General features: G+C 48.2%; 10 protein-coding genes. 4 read left to right on the top strand and 6 right to left on the bottom strand.

What is annotated here, in order from left to right; genetic code table 11:
* Positions 1 to 93: 93 nt before the first annotated feature.
* On the bottom strand, positions 94 to 1,125 hold the full coding sequence (locus OXN25_19000) for a DUF3500 domain-containing protein (protein MDE0426945.1): 1,032 nt from the start codon (positions 1,123 to 1,125) through the stop codon (positions 94 to 96).
* A 249-nt stretch (positions 1,126 to 1,374) separates the two neighbouring features.
* Here OXN25_19000 and OXN25_18995 point away from each other — a divergent pair, with 249 nt between their 5' ends.
* The 3 genes from OXN25_18995 (at position 1,375) to OXN25_18985 (ending at position 4,684) form a co-directional block, all read left to right on the top strand.
* Positions 1,375 to 1,956 carry a sigma-70 family RNA polymerase sigma factor gene (locus tag OXN25_18995; GenBank protein MDE0426944.1) on the top strand — a complete coding sequence of 194 codons (582 nt, stop codon included), beginning with the start codon at positions 1,375 to 1,377 and terminating at the stop codon, positions 1,954 to 1,956.
* 14 nt (positions 1,957 to 1,970) lie between these two features.
* Entirely contained in the window at positions 1,971 to 2,594 is a 624-nt protein-coding gene (locus OXN25_18990) for a hypothetical protein (GenBank protein MDE0426943.1), read from the top strand.
* Between the two features lie 170 nt (positions 2,595 to 2,764).
* Entirely contained in the window at positions 2,765 to 4,684 is a 1,920-nt protein-coding gene (locus OXN25_18985; GenBank protein MDE0426942.1) for a tetratricopeptide repeat protein, read from the top strand.
* 33 nt (positions 4,685 to 4,717) lie between these two features.
* Here the strand turns inward: OXN25_18985 and OXN25_18980 are convergent, their stop codons facing one another.
* The gene (locus tag OXN25_18980; protein MDE0426941.1) at positions 4,718 to 9,031 is read right to left on the bottom strand and encodes a lamin tail domain-containing protein; all 4,314 of its coding nucleotides are present in this window, start codon (positions 9,029 to 9,031) and stop codon (positions 4,718 to 4,720) included.
* Between the two features lie 744 nt (positions 9,032 to 9,775).
* On the opposite strand from OXN25_18980, the gene OXN25_18975 reads away from it, so the two are divergent.
* Positions 9,776 to 11,398: an AAA-like domain-containing protein gene (locus tag OXN25_18975; GenBank protein ID MDE0426940.1), complete on the top strand. Its 1,623-nt coding sequence runs from the start codon at positions 9,776 to 9,778 to the stop codon at positions 11,396 to 11,398.
* Positions 11,399 to 11,546: 148 nt separating this feature from the next.
* On the opposite strand, the gene pncB is transcribed toward OXN25_18975, so the two are convergent.
* From pncB to OXN25_18955, 4 genes are all read right to left on the bottom strand, one after another.
* Positions 11,547 to 12,938, bottom strand: a complete 1,392-nt coding sequence (gene pncB / locus OXN25_18970; protein MDE0426939.1) for a nicotinate phosphoribosyltransferase — start codon at positions 12,936 to 12,938, stop codon at positions 11,547 to 11,549.
* Positions 12,935 to 15,304 (bottom strand): FG-GAP-like repeat-containing protein, encoded by a 2,370-nt coding sequence (locus OXN25_18965; protein MDE0426938.1) that lies wholly within the window; start codon positions 15,302 to 15,304, stop codon positions 12,935 to 12,937. Before OXN25_18965 ends, pncB begins: the two co-directional genes overlap by 4 nt.
* 180 nt (positions 15,305 to 15,484) lie before the next feature.
* Positions 15,485 to 18,082, bottom strand: coding sequence for a DEAD/DEAH box helicase family protein (locus OXN25_18960; GenBank protein MDE0426937.1), 2,598 nt, complete (start codon positions 18,080 to 18,082; stop codon positions 15,485 to 15,487).
* A gap of 15 nt (positions 18,083 to 18,097) precedes the next feature.
* Positions 18,098 to 19,714 (bottom strand): site-specific DNA-methyltransferase, encoded by a 1,617-nt coding sequence (locus OXN25_18955; GenBank protein ID MDE0426936.1) that lies wholly within the window; start codon positions 19,712 to 19,714, stop codon positions 18,098 to 18,100.
* Positions 19,715 to 20,187 lie beyond the last annotated feature (473 nt).

The following is a 20,187-nucleotide window of genomic DNA, read 5'->3' as shown; positions in this document are numbered from 1 at the left end:
AGCAATGACAAATGTTCATAACCGCCACAACGATCTTTTCGCTGACTACTGAAAGGTTTCGGAGAAACCGCCCTGACTGCTGATAGCCGCTTCCTAATGATCGTGATGGTCAGATTTGTGGTAGTGCAACCGAAGCAGGTCGACACCAAAATCGTCTGCGATGTGCCGCCACACAGAGTGAATGTGGTTTGCATTGTTCTGGGTGTTATCGTATTCCACAAAGAAGAACGGCCCGTGTAGCCTATAATAGTGCGGAGTCTTCGGTACTTCATCCCCTGCCCATGCGAAATGGATATCGCTGACGTTCCCTTCGCGGAGTTTGCGCCGCTCAATCTGAGCAATCTCATCAGGCAGCCGATCAATGTATTCGTGGACAAGTTCCATCAGCAGTTCTCGCTGCTGTGTCTCCATAGCTTCCGCGGCTAACCCCTCAACAGCCTCAAACTCAACTTTAGGGACATCGCGCGTTAAAATATCGGAGGGTGCGTCTGCATTGATAATGGTTTGTGCCTTCTGTGCATTATTTAGGCTTGTAAGGAGTTTACGTGCGATGTCCTCCTCAGCCGAAAGGACTCTGAGTCCTTTTTTCTGCCCTTGTGGCACTTCAGCCGGATTTGAGCCGAAGAAAGACGGGTTAGGAGAAACCAATTCACGATTGACAACAGTGAAGTTGAGAGAGACATGGTGTCCTTCAGCCCGCCATCCCCACGCGCCGTTCCCCGTCGGATCACCAAAGACCGTGAAGAAGTATAAGGATGGATCACGGACGAGCCGGGCTTCACCGGCAGCCCGTTCAATCTCACCGAGCGTTGTCTCTAAGTTAATAATAGCGCGGGCCTTCTGATAGCCTTTTGCACTCAAACCGCTCTCCATAAGCGCGAAGGCTGCTTCCTGTTGCTTCTCGTTTAACTCTTTGAGAGATACACCTTTGCGTTCCCACATCTCAATGGGGATGTAGTGCCAACGGAAGCGTTCGTTTCCATCAAACGGAAGTGCTGCTTGCTGACGTAGGGGTGGTGTGAGCGTATCCAGGAAGTTCCCTGCCGCTTGTGCCATCCGCGCCGCTGTCTCAGAAGCAGGAATGACCAAAGGTTTTAATTCAGAATCAGTATGCGTATGTGCCACAAAAAATACCTCCATATAGTAGTTAGTTATCAGCCGTCAGATGTCAGTTAAATACTGAAAATCAATAACTATTCTTCGTTTTATTTTAAACCAATAGTATTAGAAAATCAAGTCAAAAGCTGCTTGACAAATTAATCACTAATTTTGTAAACTTATTTACATCGTTTCCGTTTAAGGAAGCGATAGTTCAATTTTGTCCATTGTTTTGATACGGACAAAACTTCCAACCGATATCGAAAGTCGGGAATTATGGATAAGTTGATTGATGATGAAATGTTAGTTGCCCAGTTTCAAGCCGGTCGCCAAAACGCATTTGATGAGTTGATGAAGCGTTATAAATCGAAAATCTTCTCGTATCTCCTGCGCTCGGTAAGAAATTATGAAGACGCTGAAGATATTACTATCGAAGTCTTCTTCAAGGCGTATCGCGCGTTGGAGAATTGGCAGCCGAAAGCTAAATTCTCAACATGGCTTTACAAAATAGCCGCCAATCTTGTCATCGACTATCACCGTGCGAAAGCGCGTCACCCTGTCTATGCGTTAGAGGATCTGGAAATTCCAGAAGAGAATCTTGTAGCCACCGACCAATACAGCAATCCTGTAAAAGAAGTGGAAGAGAAGGAGCTCGGACGCATTATTCGTGAAGCCGTCGATCAACTCTCCCCGAAACAGAAAGCAGTATTTATTTTAAATCGATATGAAGGTCTCCAAATCAAAGAAGTTGCGGAAACCCTTAATATGGCAGAGGGTACAGTGAAAATCCATTTACACCGTGCGATGAAACGGTTGCAAACGCTGCTGCACCCACTCCGGGAAAACAACGAACTCTAAAGGAGGGAACATTTATGCCTAAGTGTAATAAGTCTGAAGGACAAGCTATTGATTATGCGTCTAAACTTTTGTCGAGTAAAGAAGCAGAATCGTTTGAACAGCATTTGAAGAAATGTTCAGACTGTAGCAAAGCGGTTGAGTCCTTCACTACCTTACTAAAATTGACGGATATGGCAGAGAACGAAGTAACTTTACCTGAAGCAGCACTTCAGGATATTGAGATGAATGTGTACAAACGTCTCGCCGCCTCACAAGAGGAATCCGCCCCTTCGCGTATTCGATCATTTTTATCCAACATTCAAGCCCTTTTTCAATGGCACAAAACCGCTGCCGCAAGCACTGCTCTGATCGCTTTGATTACTGCCGTTGTCTTAGTTGGCGAGTTCTGGCAGCCGAAAGTGGAGTTGCAATTAAGCGAATCAGAATCGGCTGATGCCCGGATTGAGCAATATCTTCAACAGGACATCCAGCGGAATTTGGAGGATGCTATGATTACATATCACCTCCGAAATGACGCGTGGGACACAGAAAGCCGCCTCCAACGGGTCCAAGAACAGGCACAAGGTACCGATTGGATGAAGCTGGCGCAAAGTTTAAAGGTCAACAACACAACTCAGGTAGCTGCCAAGGGATATTAGCAATGAATAGTTGTCGGTTATCAGTTATCAGTTGTCAGTTAAGAGGTCTTCCTGTAACAATTCACCGCCTCTTAGCGTACACCGAGCGGTGGAAGACTTTTACAAATTGTTCTTGTCCGAAGCCTGACAATAGACGGCTGAGAACCCTTATCTCACAGGTACTGCTAATAATGTTCTTCCTTCCGCTTGCAGCGGTTGCGCACTTTGAAGAAGTGCACGTCTTAATTGAAGCGGGAGAGTATACCCAAGCACTTCATAAACTCGAAGCCCTTGCAGAATCTACCAAGGATATTGCGGTAAAAAGTTGGTGCTACTATCAGATTGGCGAAATCTACTACAACTACACGCATCAATACAATCACGCAGCTGCGGCTTATGACAAAATTCTGCAGTTTGAAAAAAATGGTCTCACTCCTGAAGAGCTCTTTCTGGCTATCATTAAGAAAGGGGATGTCTACAGTCGCATGGGTAACTACCAGGATGCGATTCAGACCTACGACAGGCTAATCAAACTCGCGCCAGCCTCCCACTTCGTGCATAAAACGGGTTTACAAAAGATTCGGGATATTAACACGGCACTCGCTGATCTCAGGGAGCAGCAGCGTGTAATGATTCAGCACCGTGGCACGCCGCTTGCTGCCGTTGCCCAGTTCCAGATAGCCGAACTTTACCGGAACCAGTCGCAACTCAATCAACCTTCAAAAGCAATTGTCAAGTACGAGGAACTGTTAGCAGCGCACCCAGATACCGTCATGGCACCAGAAGCGAGATGGCGTATTGCGCATTTAAGGCATACCGTTCTCAACCAATCTGGCTTAGCGATTGCGACCTACAGAAAGGTTGTGAACGATTATCCCACGAGCAATTTCGCAGCGGAAGCACTCTATCAGATTGCAAATATCCACCGGACTACTGAAAAATACTCACTGGCAATCCCTGTGTTTGAGAAACTCAAACAGAAATATCCGAACTTCTGGAATATGCACGCTGTCATCTATTGGACAGGGGTTTGCCACGAAAAAGCCTTGAACTATCCGAAAGCGATAGCGGCTTTTGAAACATTCCTTCATGCGTATCTGCCACAACTCGACCCCGCATATTTAGGACAGATTTCAATGCACGATAAGAGTGTGTCTGAAGTGAGAACCCAAATTCATAGGAAAATCGAGAATCTTGCAGAACAGATGTCGGAAACGGAATTAGAACGGTTGGACAAAGCACGGGCGGATAGAGATTTTAATGAGGCATTAAGCATCGTCCGAAACCTCGTTGCCACCGTACCGCATACACCCCAAGCAAAACTGGCATCCGAACAACTTTCGACACTCCAACACCTTGCAGCCATTGAAAATCTGCGCGAGCAGCTCCATAACAACGCCTTACCACCTATTGAGGCGGCACGGGCGCAATTGCAAATCGGGACCATCTATGAGCGACAGTTACAAGACTACCCGAAGGCAACTGAGGCATATCATACGGTAGCGAAGCATTATCCCGATTTAACATACGCCGCCGAAGCCCTCTATCGTAGTGGGCTTCTTTACGCTGAACGCCTCTCTAATCCTAACGAGGCACTTGAGACTTATAAAAGGGTTATTGCATCATATCCGGATACCTTGCAAGCGATGATGGCAAATTTCCAGTTGGGCGAGCTGTACAGAAAACTGAACCGCTATAGCGAGGCACTACAAGCCTATAAAACTACTATAGGTTATCCAGAACGTGATAGGTATCTTGCGGGTGGACACAAGGATAGTTTCTCGGATAGAGCACAGTTTCGGATCGGACGCGTCCATTACGACGATGGACGTTACAATGAGGCACGTTTCGCTTTTGAAGAGTTCATTCAGAACCGTACTGAATCTCCACGTCTCGCCGCTGCTTACATCTATCTCGCTGCTATAAATGAGAAGCACGATCAAAAAGCACAGGCAGCCTATTTTTACGAAAGGGCGGAAGACACACTCACCGACAACCCTGTCCAAATGACAGCACTCATAGAAGAAGCCAGTACGCTTGGCAACCTTCAAGCCACCGATCCAGACACAGTCATGCGTTTTCTTAAAGAACACCCAAAACGGCTGAAATAGTTATCCGTAAAGGCATTGTTGTATTTGAGACGACTACGGTTGCTGCTTCAAATCACTCCAGGTTGTCGTAAGTTTGCCCCTTGCAGAAACATGACCCCGCAATCGAACCGTTGCTAACTGCCTATGTGCGCCTGAGAACGACACCTCCTCCAAACGGTAATAATACACAACATTCGGCTTTGCAGTCGTATCTGTCCAGGTATAGGTATGACGTTCGCTCGTCGTGCCGTGCCCCGCAATCCGTTTGGGAGTGATTTTCACAAAGGGCCCTTGACGTATCTGACTCCGTAGGATATTGAAGCCTGCGTTGTCTTTCTCCGATGCCGTCGTCCACTTGATGACCACCCCCGTATCAACATGTTCCGCACGAAAACTCGATAACACCACTGGCAGCGGCCCCCCACCTCTGTGTCCCGGATTGCCGATGTCTGTCTCCTGACCGTAATACCACATCACATCTAAGGGCAGGTTCACCGCTGATACCCAATTGGATGCGACTTTGCCATCCAGCGGGATACCCGTCACGTGATAATACCGACGCAGCAGGGATGCCCGAGCCCCCTCTGCTGTTTCAACAACCGGCAGTTCCCACATCGGGGCATCCCTCGTCTGCGGATCGCCGTCCAGATTCCCAATGACATCACTCCGCGAACCCGCCGGATCCCGCAAACGCAAGAAGAACCCCTGCTCTCCCAGAACCGTGTTACTACCCCTGTTTCTCTGAAAGACATTCTGATGCTGACGCAATAGGTTGTAGATAGACGCTGTCGGCATACTCTGAGAGTGGGGCCCCGCTGCCGTCACGAGGAGTGCCGTCTCATTCGGACGCAGAATCAAGTCATTCAAGGTGATAACTGTATGCCAATGTTCACCATTTCCCGTGAGTGCCTCTATTTCAAGACTCCATCCTTTCAAGTTTACAATTTCCGTGTCAGCAGCGTTGTAAAGCTCTATCCACTGCGGCACGGAACGCACGGCACGGCGGCCGACTTTTGACGGAAACATCAACTCGCTAAAACTGACTTGATCGCCACGCAACCGGAGGGCTTCATTGACATATCCGGGATTGCCGATGTCTGTCTCTTGACCGTAATATGTTCGGACCCGCAACGGCTTTTCAGACGCAGGCACCCACGATGCGGAGGCTGTCCCGTCGAACGCCTGACCGAGCTTATCATATTGACGCAGCAGCGAAGTTCGCACCCCGTCTGCAGTTTTACCAGCACCGAGTTCCCACCTCGGCGTATCTCGCGTCCGTTTATCCCCGTCAAGGTTCCCCATCGTGTCACTCACTCTACCATCAGGGGTCAACAACTTCAAGGAGAAACCTTTCAGACCTATCACCCTATTTCGGTGTGTGCCATCTCTGAACGTCGCCCCGTGATGCATCAAGAGATTGTAGAGACGCGCTTTGGGCATCGACCGAGAGGCAAGCCCGTGCTGCGTCACGAGCAGCGCGACTTGGTTCGGAGGGATCCTGAGATCCTTCAACTGAAGCCTGATATGTCTGTGTGCACCGGTTTCATCTTGTGCCTCTATTTCAAGATGCCACCCTCTCAAGTTTACCGGCTCCGTCTGAGAAGCATTGCGGAGTTCTATCCATTGTGGCAGCGAATGGAGTCCACCGCGCGCGGCGAACAGAAACTCGCTAAAACTCACAGATGGGTACGGGGACAAGAGGTCTTCGTTTGTCAGTCCCGGTGTGCCAATATCGGCACTTCTGCCCCAATACGTCTGGACCGGCAATGGGATTTCAGATGTAGAGCCCCAACTCGCTGATGTTTTACCATCCAGGGGTATCCGCATCACACGCTCATACCGCCGCTGCAGCGATACCCGTTCCCCATCTGCAGTTTTGCCGGGAGGCAACACCCACGCCGGTGTGTCGCGTGTCTCAGCAGCACCATCCAGATTCCCAGCAATGTCTTGGACGCGTCCATCGGCATCATATAACTTTAAGAAGAACCCGTGCTGCCCGAAGACTTTGTTCCGGTGCTGGTGGTTGTGCTGATCGAAGCTATTTCCGTGATGAAGGTAAAGATTGTAGACGCGCCCCATGGGGATATCGCGAGAATGCGGCGCATTCCATGTCACCAGCAGGGCGGATTCCTTCGGTGGAATGATCAAACGTCTCAGCCTAATAAACGCATGCCGTCGATCGTCATTGGCATCAAGGGACTCTATTTTCAGCCGCCATCCGTTCAAATCTACACTTTCCGTCTCCGAGATGTTGTAAAGTTCTATCCACTGCGGGAGCGAATGCAGCCCTCCCCGTGAAGTTAACATCAACTCGCTAAAATGCACGCGATGCAACGGTGGAAACGGACCGCCTTGATCTTTATGTCCCGGATTCCCGATGTCTGTCTCGTATCCGTAATAGGTGATGAACTCCAAACGCACGTCCGCCGCCCGGTAGCAGTTTTCAAGGAGCTTTCCATCGAGTGGCGTGTCTTCCTTGGGATCATACCGACGCAAGAGTGATGTCCGGGCACCATACGCCGTGCTGCCATCCAGCAGTGCAAAAGCCGGTGCATCTTCTGTCTTTTTATTCCCATCGAGATTCCCAAACGTATCACTCACCTGTCCCGATGGATCGGACAATTGGAGACAGAAAGCTGTTTGACCGAGGAAGTTGTTCGGATCCTCGGTGTCCTTAAAAAGACGTGGGTGATGCGTGGAAAGGACACAGATGCTTTCTTGGGGAAGATTTACAGAGGTGGGCCCCTCCGATGTCACAATGAGACCAACCTGCTGCGGTGGGATCACCAAATCTTTGAGAGTGAGGTCGGTGTATTGATAGGCACCGGTATCGTCTTGCCGTTCTATTTCAAAGTGCCATCCATATAAGTTGACAGTAGCTGTCTCAGAGGCGTTGTAAAGTTCTATCCACTGCGGGAAGCGATCGCGCCCACCCCCCGGAGCGAACATCAACTCGCTGAAACTGATCTGTCCCGGGAAGGATAATCTACTCAAAGTTCCGCCGCCACCCCCTCCTCCCCCTGAAGGCACCGGCGGTGGCACTGTGATGTCGGCGGTCGCAGTGAACGTCACGCGCAGTTCCGCGTGCTCGATTTCACCCGGGGTCGGTGCGTTGGCGGGAACAACCGCTTCCACAGTGTGCGTTTCCCCATCCTCTCCAAGGGTAACGGGAACGCGCGCCAACCCATCGTCTCCGGTCAGCACTGGCCCGCGTGTTTCGCTGGTACCATCAGGCGCGGTAACGATGAAGGTAACAGGGACCTCGGAGAATTTCCTATTGTTGGGGATTCCACCTGGCGTACGGGGTGTCCAAGGGAAGCCTCGGGGCAGAGGGTCATGTGTATTAACGGCACGCACGGCAAACGTGTAGGAGATTTTGGGGTGGCCTCTCCAAGATTCCTCCGTCGGAAATTCTCTCTCGAGTGTAGGCGTAGATCCCTGCTGATATGGAAGATACCGAGCCCTTCCTAAGAGTGCGGGTATATCCGCGTAGTGGGACTCATAATCCAACCCATAGTTGTATAGCAAGACAATTTCGGAGGAACTGTTTATGAGCCTCCCTGCGTTCATGAGGTCCACCAAAGGGGTGAGATCCTTCAGATTGAAATACAAGTTCTCCCTGTTTCGCCCCATGAATCTTAGATCCAGAGAGGACAGGAACACGTTTTCTGGGAACCTGCCTAATACGGATAGGTCCGTGATATCGGTGTTTGAAATGATTAACTTACCCGCAGGAATAATAGCATCGAGGACTTGTATTGGACTATCGAAATTTACGAAAGAGGGTAGCAGGGCAGAGAAACTTTCATCAGTGATAGGAGTACCGGTGAGGGCCAAATTTGCCAAATTTATTAACTTCGATAGGGGTGAGATATCCGAGATCTTACTGTTTGATGAAAGAACAAGCTGTCTCAATTCTGTGAGACTTTGGATCGGTGTTAGGTTCGTGATGTCATTATCGGTAAGAGTGAGGGACCTCAATTTTGTTAACGTCGATAGGGGCGAGAGATCTGTTATGTCATGAGTCCTGTTAAGTGATAAGTATATTAATTCTGTTAACGTCGATAGGGGCGAGATGTTTGTAATTCGATATCCTTGAAGAGAGAGGAATTCCAATTTCGTTAGACCTGTTAAGGGGCTCAGATCCAAACTGCTGCGTGTTGAGTCCCTTGCAGTCTGCCTGCGGAATAACAGCAGATAAGTGAGTTCGGTTGCATACTCTAAACCCGTTAGCGCAATTAGGTCAACGTTCTGGTCGAGTGTGAGACGTGTTAGTCCACTCATCTCTTGTTCGGTGATGGTGTCTCCCGGATTCTTGTTGAGTAAGAATTCGATGCGGGCCCGGAGCGTCGGGTCCGGAATGCTCACGGGATCACTTGGGGCCCCGAAGACTGCAAGGGGGTATATGAGAAAAAGAATTAGGCAAATACAGTAAAAGAATTTTCGAAAGGGTCGGACAATTGATGTACCGTTCTGTCCGACATTTAACAGGTGGTGAGAACTGTCTGTCGAAATACTTAACTTATAATAATCTGGGGGGGGGGTAGTAGTAGTGACCTTAACTGACGAGATACCCATAACATACGAAACTCCCGGGAAGTACGCGCCATGCAAACTGAATTTTGAGATGTGAGGTTCATAGTATAATTTCTTACCATCACCAAGCTGCTACTCTTATTCAAGGCGCGGTTTAAGACGCGCTGCTGTTTGTAACGCATCCTCAATTGCATAGTTACAGGATTTACGCAGAATTACGGAATTTTGCTATTTGTCACGCGATCGGTGCGGTTAGGGGATTTGGTCTGGGAATAGACTAAATCCATTCCCTATATTACATTTCCATTCCTTGTATTACATTCTGCACCTACCCTGGAATTGCGTAAATCGTAGTTACAACTTGATCCGATAAATATTGACCTCCACACCGGGATGTGATAGAATCAATTGCGGCTTAACCCGAAATAATATGTGATTACACTGGCTTCGCCTATAATTACTATATCACATTTCACTTACAAAATCAAGTGTTTTTTGTAGTTTTTCCTCTCTATGCTGAAGCATGGAGATTCCAAAACTGAAGATTAATGTTGAAAAGTTCATGGGAGAAAAGAAATGAGACGTTTTGGAACCGAAGGTCGCTTGTATCTTGAGGATAACTATGTTGCTCCCCGCACAGAAGAGACTGCCGACTTCATTGACCGTATCAAACAGGGCAAATACATCGTCCTTTTCGCGCCGCGACAGACAGGCAAAACCACTTTTTTCCGGCTTGCACTTGACACCCTCACAACTGAAGATTTAACCTATTTCCCAATCCAGTTGAACTTCGAGGAGTACGAAGAACTCACACCCGTAGATTTTTATGGAGCTCTCTCTGAAGATATTTGTGATGAAGTCGAGGTTATCTTTCAGCGGCGTAGGTCGGTGCCTTCTGAAGCACTTACGCAATTTTTGCAGGGGACTCAGATAACCGATCATGTCGCGATGAGAAGGTTCTTTACCCAACTGGCGCGCCTTCTTGAGGAACACTTTGGAATTAGGCAGAAAGTTGTCCTGATCATTGATGAATTTGATGCGATTCCACAAGACGCTGTCAAAGGATTCCTGCGTTCCTTACGCCGTGTCTATCTTTCCGGTAGAACGCGCTGTCCACATAGCGTCGGCATCGTCGGCATCAAGAATATCATTCAACTCAACTACGATAGATCTATTTCACCCTTCAACATCCAGCAGGAGTTCCATTTACCCAACTTCACCCTTGAACAGGTGCAAGAACTTTTTGCGCAGTATACCGAGGAAGTTGGTCAAGTTTTCGCACCCGAGGCCATAACCGCTATTCACAAACAGACAGCTGGACAACCGGTGCTTGTGAGTCGATTCGGACAGATCCTTACTGAAGAACTGGACATCCCGAAAACTGAATCGATTACGATGGAACACTTCACAACGGCACACGCGCAGTTGTTACAAGAACGGAACACGAACATCGAGCATCTAACAACTAATGTTCAAAGGGATCCGCGTTTTGAACGACTGCTTATGCGTATTATGGAACGCGACGAAGGGGTCCCTTTCAACCCACGCAATAACATAATAGATGAACTGGCAACTTATGGGGTCATTAAGAAGGGTTCTGATGGTATGTGTGAGATTCTCAATCCGATTTATCTGTATTGCATCCTGGAAGTCTTCAAACCACTCGTGAACGGATTAGAGCAGGAATACCTGCCTAAAGACGGAGGCTCGGATTTCAGGGACTATCTCACACCTACTGGAGAGATTGAGATGGTGGCATTGCTGGATAACTTCAGGGATTTTATTGTACGTGCTGGGTTCAGAATCCTACAGGTGCCAGAGACCCCGCAAGAGTCTGTGGATAGACATCTGCTGCTTGCTTACCTCGATGCGTTTGTCAGGCGTATTGGGGGTATGATGCACATTGAAGCGCAAACGGGACGCGGTAGGATGGACATCCTTATCACGCATAATAGGCAGAAATACATCGTTGAGACGAAGGTATGGCGAGGTGAGAGTCGTTATCAAGCGGGTAAACAGCAGCTTGCTGCTTATCTCAAATCGGAGGGAGTCGCCGAAGGATATTATGTTGTTTTTGATCATCGAAAAGAGGCGGAACCGCGCGTGGAAACAGAGACGTTAGCAGGAGAGCTGACGATTCGGAGTTACGTCATTCCTGTAATTCAAGAAATGCCTTCATTGGAGGGAGGCACAGCCTAACAGGAAACTATGCTACAATAGAGGCACAACCTAAAAGGTTATGCTACAGAAGATATACGCAGCACAGCCTAACAGGAAACTATGCTACAATAGAGGCACAACCTAAAAGGTTATGCTACAGAAGATATACGCAGCACAGCCTAACAGGCTATGCTGCAACTGGATCTAACGCGACGAGATAAGGTGTTGCCCCCGTTATACGCTTATGCGACTCCGAGAGTTTTTCGAGGGCTGCAGCCGTGTATACCTGAATGTCGTGGAGGTTCGGAAAATCATATACCAATTCTCCATTCTGGATAATCGGAATTAGCAGTGGTTGTCCCTCGGAGACTTCCTCATCCCAAAGCGTCACACGGTCTTTTACATAATTCCCGTCAGCATCGGTTATGCGGTAAACCTGTTTCTTCCCGGGCACAGTGGCTTTAGAGGGTTCATCAAGCGACTGTTTCCCGACAGGTTTGCCACCACTTTCGACTAACTTATAGACCCCGCCCAAGGCAGACGGAGCCCCTTCATCTGTGAGTGAATTGAAATTAGCACCCGTCGCGAGCCGAGTGCCTACCCCGAAACTATCCAAGGGTGCCCCATTTTCGAGCAAAGTGTCTATCTGGAACTCATCCAGTTCATGGCTGGCAATGATCTGGACGTAATCGAGTCCGTGGGCATCAAGGATGCGACGGACTTTCTTGCTGAGTGTTAAAAGATTGCCACTATCCAATCGGACTGCGCGTAACTTTGTTCCAGATGCCTCCATCTCTTTTGCGACGATGCAAGCGTTTCGCGCTCCTTGAATCGTGTCATACGTATCAATTAGAAGTGTTGTGCTGTTTGGAAAGGCTGTCGCGTAATCTCGGAAGGCTTCTAACTCGGTAGGACGCTCAGAAATGAATTTATGTGCCATCGTGCCGACGTAGGGAATATCGAAATAGTGTCCTGCGAGTACCAATGATGTTCCCTTAGCACCTCCGATGAAGGAAGCACGGGCAGCCAAAATACCGGCATCCCTGCCGTGTGCCCGCCGCGCACCGAAATCAAAAACCTGTCTACCTCGCGCTGCTTGCACAATCCGCGATGCCTTCGTCGCAATTAATGTTTGGAAGTTCATAACGCAGAGCAGATAGGTTTCAAAAAGTTGGACATCTCTGGAGCGTCCTGTGACGTTGATAATCGGTTCATTCGGAAAAACGGGGGTGCCTTCGGGAACTGCAAAAACGGAACCGTCAAAACGAAAGTCTTTGAGCGAAGCGAGGTAGTCGGCACGTAGGTTGCCACGCTGTGCTAACCAGTCGAGCGTAGCATCGGTGAAGCGTAAATTTAAGATATAGTGGACCACCTGCTCCAGCCCGGCAGCGATGAGATATTGTCCCTGTGGGATTTTACGGACGTAGTAGTTCGCTGTAATAATGGCGTCGTTTTGTGCGTTGAAATCCGCCTGTCCCATTGTGAGTTGATAGTAATCAACAAAAAGGGACATGTTATCCTCTGTGAGCAAAGCGGATCTCGGCGGAGAAGAATGGAAGCGTGGAAGAATGGATTTCATAGGTCCTCTCCCTCAGTGAGAATGAGTCTCTGGTTGACAGAAAGGTTCCTATGTGTATCTACCTGACCGGAGGGCCAGATGATTTCAAGCGTATCAACTTTTGTGTGCGTTTCGAGACCGATTTCAAGGGGTAGACTATTGGTTGAACCGAACCCACACCCTCCGCTGACCTCTCTATAGATTGTGCTATCGCCGAGGTTCAAGGTCACTTTAGCACCAATACCGTCCCGATTACTTTTCACACCGACGAGTTTTAGGGTAAGATAGTTGTTTCCAGTACCAGCATTCTGGTAAAAGAGATTGTGCCACTGGTCTCCGATAAATGCCCCGCCAACAGGTACATAAATATCAACATCCCCATCAGCGTCGGCATCTCCGAAAGTCACACCGTGTCCTTTTCCGATGTTGCCTAAACCCAAAGCGACAGTTGCATCCGTAAAAGTGCCATCCCCGTTGTTTTGGAAGAGCGCGTCGCGTTCAAGTCGTCCCATTTGCGGTGCCCCCGTGGCGAGATAGATATCAACATAGCCGTCGCTATTGATGTCCCCGAAATTTGCTCCCATCGCGCCATAGGCGTGGTACAGACCGGATTTCTTTGTGACATCCGTAAAGGTGCCATCGCCATTGTTCCGATAGAGCACCTGTCGGTCGCTATCGTGTGTAGCACTCCCTGTAATTTGCCCTGCAATGAAGGATTGAAACGATCCTGAATTGGAGATGAAAAGGTCGAGATCGGCATCGTTATCCACGTCTAAAAAGAAGGTAACAAATGCATCCGTAACAGCGAGACTCATGCCAGCCGCCGCCGTTACATCCGTGAACGTGCCGTCCCCGTTGTTCCGATAGAGAACGTTAGATTGTCCGTAATTAACGACGTGTAGATCGATGTACCCGTCTTTATCGTAATCACCCCAAGCGGTTCCGAGGGAGTTCCCCGTGTTCGCTACACCTGCTGTCTCCGCAGTATTGGTGAAAGTGCCATCACCATTGTTCCGATACAAAACATTCGCGGCACCGTCCCCGATAACTCCATTTGCAATGTAGAGGTCGATGTATCCGTCGTTGTCATAATCCGCCCACGCGGCACAGAAACTGCTTTGTGGGTCGGCGACACCTGCGGTGTGCGTTACATCGGTAAACGTACCGTCTCCGTTGTTATGATAAAGTGTGTTTTCCGCTGCCCCCGACCAACCGCCACGCGTGATGTAGAGATCTGGGTAACCGTCGTTATTGTAATCGGCAAAGAGCGAACCCCAACCGCCTCTCGGATCGGCAACGCCTGCTTGTTCTGCTACGTTTGTGAAAGTCCCATCCCCATTATTGCGATAAAGGACGTGCGGTTGATACGTCCCGACGGCGACGATATCCAAATCTCCGTCATTGTCGTAGTCTCCCCAAGCACTGCCGCGCCCGCCATCGACCTTGTCCATTTTTAAGTCGGGGGCAATATTGGTGAACTGGCTCTGTAGGGGCGAGGTAACCTCGCCCCTACGTGCTACTTGAATCTTAAATTCCGCTGGCAGATCCTCGGGGTAGCCGCCGAGTTGACTGTATGCTGTCCATAAATTCCATAAGGTTTCAGGATCGCGGGGTTTGAGACGGAGCGACTCTTTGAAATTCGCAACGGCTTTTTCAGGATCACCGTGTCGGAGATGATAGACACCGAGATAGTAATAGGCACCGGAGTGGCGACGGTAATTTTGGATGATATTCTCAAACCTTTCGGCTGCTTTGTCCGCCTCCCCGAGCCGGAATTCGGCTAAACCGAGTTGTAGCATCGCCTCAAGGTTATTCGGTTCAAGTTCCAGTACTTTTTCAAATTGACGCTTAGACGCTGAGAGGTCGGGGACGAGCATTTGTTGCGGGGCACCTAAGAAATAGCCCAACCTAATGCGTGCATCTGTATCGTCGGGATTCACCTCCAGCGCGTTGGTAAGTGCGGCAGTGGAATCAGAAAAGCGTTGTTGATAACTGAAAACCTGTGCTAACGTCAAATATGCCCTTGATAACTTATCCTGTGCCCTTGGTATCTGCTTCAGAAGTCCTATTAACATTTGTAATTCTACCTCAGCGGCGGTAAACTTCTGCTGTCTGATGTAGGTCCGTGCCAACTGCATACGTGCATCGTGGGTGTTGGGATCCATCTGTAAACACGCCCGAAATGCTTTTTCGGCTTCAGCGAAGTCGCGCCTGTCTAAAGCATCAATACCGCGCTGATAGTGTGCCGCCAATTGCGGATCCATCTTATCTGGTGGTGTATCCAGATCGCAACCGGCGATGATGAGAAGAATCAGAAAAATAAGACTTCTCGTAATGGGTATTAATAGAGGGATTCCAGCATATTCATAAGTTGGGTTGTGATTCATATATTGCTCCCTATACGCTTAGCTGGACAGATATGGGGACCGACACGATAAAATTAGTCAGGACTTACGCAATTTTGACCGTAGGGCACTCTGTTAGATAGCGTTCACTGAAAAACACAGACGTTTTGGTGGCACAACCTAACAGGTTATGCTACAAAAGAGCATCATGTGTAAGTCCTATTAGTTATCCATCTCCGTAAAGTTCTGTTCCCCGAGACGCGCCGTGATTTCTGGAAACTCCCGCTCGTTAAATACAAGCTGAAAGATACCTTCGCGTGTTGTTCCTTCACGGACACACATGGTACCGACGTTATTGAATGTATCTTCAAGAGTCTTCAAGACCTTTTTCTTATATTCGGTATCAAGGTTGCCGCCAAGATGCTCACCCTTTGTCTCGAAAATCAGGACGCGTGTTACGTCACCAAATTCACTCGTCATTGCAACGAAATCCGGGTAGATACGTCCCTGTTTCCAACCCTGCACGTAATACTCACCGCGTTGACGAACAGCGATTCGATGCCACCATTGTAGTGCGCGCCGTTCATCAAGATAATAGGCAAATTTCTTTTCAAATTCGTTATCAAAATGTTGTTCAAACACGGGTTCAAAGAGGCTGAGTTGAACAGGGTTCCCATACCTTGTGAGCGGTCTATCGTTGGCTCTGACCTCTATTTCATACTGGTCTCGGAGTTTATAATTCGGCTCTCCTGTCTCTAAGTCAAATTTGATTTCACCTTTCTCTAATTTTTTACGAAAGATCTGCTCTGCTTGCTGTTCGACTTCACGCTTTACATGCTCCCGCAGGGCATGGACGAGATAAGAACGCCTATCGTAAATATCTTCTTCGGTTTCGCCGTTTTGTCTAAGGCTTTCGCGCATCTGCGCTGCAATACGAGCCGCTCGCCAGGGATTCGGCAAAAGGTCTGAAAGACGGCGCGCAAAATCGGAGATGCCGACTGTTTTGTCAATATAGGGTTCCTGATCGGGATGGTAGACAGGCGGTGCGTCTCCAACGTCAACGGCTGCAGATTGCCATATCATCGTATCGGGTGCAGAAGCCTTCAGATCGGGTGCTTGAATTGCTGCCCACTTTATATGGGGTAGAATATGAGATTGATAATTGAGTTGAATCCACTCGTCCCCATTCTTATGGAGCACCATCGGCAAATAGATCTCCTGACCTCGAAATCGCGCTCGGCGTTTCACGGTTTGTGTGCGTAAATCGAGGAGTTCCTGTGTATCTGCAGCACCAATGACCTCATCGCCTAAACCGGTGAGACCTTCGGATTCTAAACCTTTCTTGACTTGCTCGACGGCGACAGCGACATCTGTGTTATTGCAATAGACATAACATTGATCCAATGCTTTTCGTCCGGTGAGTTGGGCATGCGGTTGCCGCATCACACGTCCTACAAGTTGTGTGATTGCTTTTTGCGCTTGTGTATTGTCCAACATGACCAAGAGGTAAGCGAAGGGGCAATCCCATCCTTCCATGAGTGCGGCTTTTGTGATGATCCAACGGACCTGGGACATTTTAGAAAGCAGATCTTCGTCTTGAAGTTCATCATTTTCGGCGGATTTGACGCGGATCGCCTCCGGTGGTATACCTAAGCGTGTAAGATAGGCGCGCGCGTCTTCGGCATGGATACGCTCACCATCTTGCTGATCCTTGCCTGTCCGCTCGACTCGGACAACGGCGATGGGTCGGATATATCGGTTGGTGGTGTTTTCAAGTGCCTCTGCTTCTTTATTGAGTTGTTCAAGTTCGTCAACTGCCTGCTGCAAAGTGTATTGCCAATCGTCCCGCCAAGAAGTCGTTTCCGCATTTTTCCTGAAATTGGATTTCACTTGTACGGGTAACTTAATCATCTCCTCCTGTTTTAGGGCGGTTCCGTCAATATCAACGAGTAGATTGCTGATGCCACGGTTGGGTGTAGCAGAGAGTTCTATTATCATTTGGGGATCGAGGCGGTTGATAGAGCGGGCAAATTCTTCGTTTGCTTTCTGTCTTTTCGCGCCATACGCTTTATGTGCTTCGTCTAAAACAATAATAGGACGGAGCATTTTAAACACATTAAACAAACTCTGTTTAACGACTCCACCTTCCGCTTCACTTTTACACTCCAGATCGGGATATTCATTTCGCATGCGAGTGTCGCCGAAAATGTCGTCACTGTCGGGGAAAAAACTGGGATATTTTCCGGTGTCTTTGAACATCCGGAGGAATTCCTTGCCTTTTTGTCGATTCGCCGCTGGCAACATCAGCAGCATAACACAGAGGTAATTGGCAATATCGTCTCTATTGAAAGGGTCATCCTTTTCGAGCATTTTGACTTTACCGGCACTGGCGCGCTCCAACATTTTACGGTAAGGGTGTTCTTTGTCCCATAAAGCTTTTTTGGTTTGTGCATAGATTGCTCTCGTCGGCACAATCCATAGTGTTAGCCCACGTTGCCGATGGAGACGTTCCAAAGCGGATGCTGCGAGCAGGGTTTTCCCGCCACCCGTTGGGACTTTAAAACAGATATGTGGAATGGGACGTTTTGCGTCGTCGGTGCGTGTAACGTAGTCGCCGGCAGTTGGGGCAACGCCGTCGTTCTGTTTCAAATTCTGCCATGCATTTTGGGGGTAATTATGCAACTCGGCGGGAATACTATCAACACCTGCTTGTTTCAGTGCCTCTATAGCGGTTTTTGAAGTATTTTCAGCCTCAGATAGTGCCTCTAACCAGCGGGTGAAAGCGTCCAATGCGTTCTGTTGATATACTTTTAATTCCATTATAATTCCACCTCTTTATCTTTCCTGCAGGACATAAGGGAGTTGACAAAATACGATTCCCATCTTTGTGAGTTCACGCTGCCCGATGTAATTGCCTGCAGCGTAAACAATCGCTTTTTTACCGTTTTGACGACTGGCATCTCGGATGTGTTCGGCGTGCTCCTGTGTTAGCAGTGCCTCGTCGCTGGATAAGAATTCAAGATCGGGTTGGTAGTGCAAGTAGTAGTCGTTTTTGCCATCCGAATAAAAAAGCCCGTCACCGTTTTTCTGATCGAGTTTCTCCTCTCCAACAGAAACGCCAGCAGCAGTAAACAACAAATGGGCAGCGAGAACTGAATACGGTGGCAAAGATTCTCCGGTGAGCATCGTTTCTATTGCAATAGGTTCACCGAGCGTGCAGTAGGTGAAAGAGCCGCCGAGACCTTCCTTCAACGTTTTATCTTTAGCGTTCTCAACGCCGTTTATGACGCGCCGAACGCGTTCGGCTGTGATAGTGTCTGCATAGTCTTCGCATTCAATGAGGATAAACTTCCGGTTGCCGCCATCTTCTTTGTTCAAGGCGAGGACGGCATGAGCAGTTGTTCCACTACCAGCGAAAGAGTCCAAAATGAGGTCATTAGGTTGCGTCCCAATTTGTAAGATACGTTTTAGTAAAGTGTGTGGTTTAGGATTTGGGAAAGCAACTCCAATTTTATTGAGTCCTTGCGTTGCACTCTGTGTATGTCCTACATCTTCGTGTAGCCATACAGTTAAAGGTGTAATACCTTGTTTTACCTCCGATAGAAATCGCTTTACACGAGGGACATTATTGCCCTCTTCACCAAACCATATCCGATTATCATTCACTAATTCATCAAATTTTTCTCTACCACACCGCCAACATCTACTTTGCGGAGGGTTCACAACTCGGCCTGATGGAGTGGTAATGGGATAGTCATATTCTTCTTGATAGGTTTTAACATCTAATCCACTAGAGCTCCAAGGGCCCCGTGGATCATTGTCGGGGTTAGAATATCGCTTGTCATGTTTCTCAGTCCTCGGCAGCAGAACGGGTCTCCATATATCTTTGTTCTTTGCGTAACATAAAACAAAATCGTGATTATCGGAAAAATATTTAGCGTCATTTTGCGGGCTAAATTTTTTCTGCCAAATTATGTTAGTTACAAAATTTTCCGCTCCAAAAATCTCATCCATCAACATCCGCAAACGATGCTGTTCGTGATCATCAATAGATATAAAAATAGCACCGTTTTCAGCAAGCAGCTCCTTTAGCAGATGCAACCGGGGCCACATCATGCAGAGCCACTTGTCATGCCGTTCCATATCTTCGTTGTCGACCCAACTATGCTCCTTAAACCATTCTTGCATGGGTGGATTGCTTACGTCGTCCTTGTATATCCAATTCTTATTGCCGGTGTTGTAGGGTGGGTCTATATAGATACACTTGACGCGATTCGCGTAGCGGGAGAGTAACGCTTTGAGAGCATGTAGGTTATCGCCGTGAATGATGAGGTTATCTTCTTCACCGGATGGATTACAGGATCGGCTTTCGTCGGGTTCAAGGGGGCGATACGGGACGGAGAGATGGTGGGCGTAGATGTGGTGTTTTCCTTTGAAATCGAGTGTAGGCATGTTGCAAGTTCTCCTTAACACCAGTTTGATAAAAGTGACATGTCCGGTTTCGCTATAGTTTCTGACCCCAAGGGGGGATGAAAACCGGATATTTGTCCGCATTTCAAGGGATTTCGTGTGTATTTACCGCTCTACCCGACCTACAGATCTATTTTCAAACTCACGTTCCTTACGCAAAAATCCCACTATCAGATTACACTGTCGAATCGTTTCCGAAATATTCCGAAACCGTGTCCCACTTGTCGTAGGCAGCAACGGATGTCCTTATCTCTTCAATGTGCTGATATTATACATAATGTATATTATCAGAAATTGGGGAGAAATGCAACATTTTTCTGAAGTCCGAAACACACGCCGTACTCATCTTATCTTTGGATTTTCGGAAAATATAAGATTGATTTCACAAAATATCTGTGATATAATTTGATTACCAGTTTAGGGTGGTACTGCTACGAAACGGCACCTCAATTCCG

It is taken from the genome of Candidatus Poribacteria bacterium, assembly GCA_028820845.1.
In the GTDB taxonomy this organism is placed as follows: domain Bacteria; phylum Poribacteria; class WGA-4E; order WGA-4E; family WGA-3G; genus WGA-3G.
Note: the sequence above shows the minus strand (reverse complement) of the source record. Positions and strands in the feature narration are given on the sequence as shown.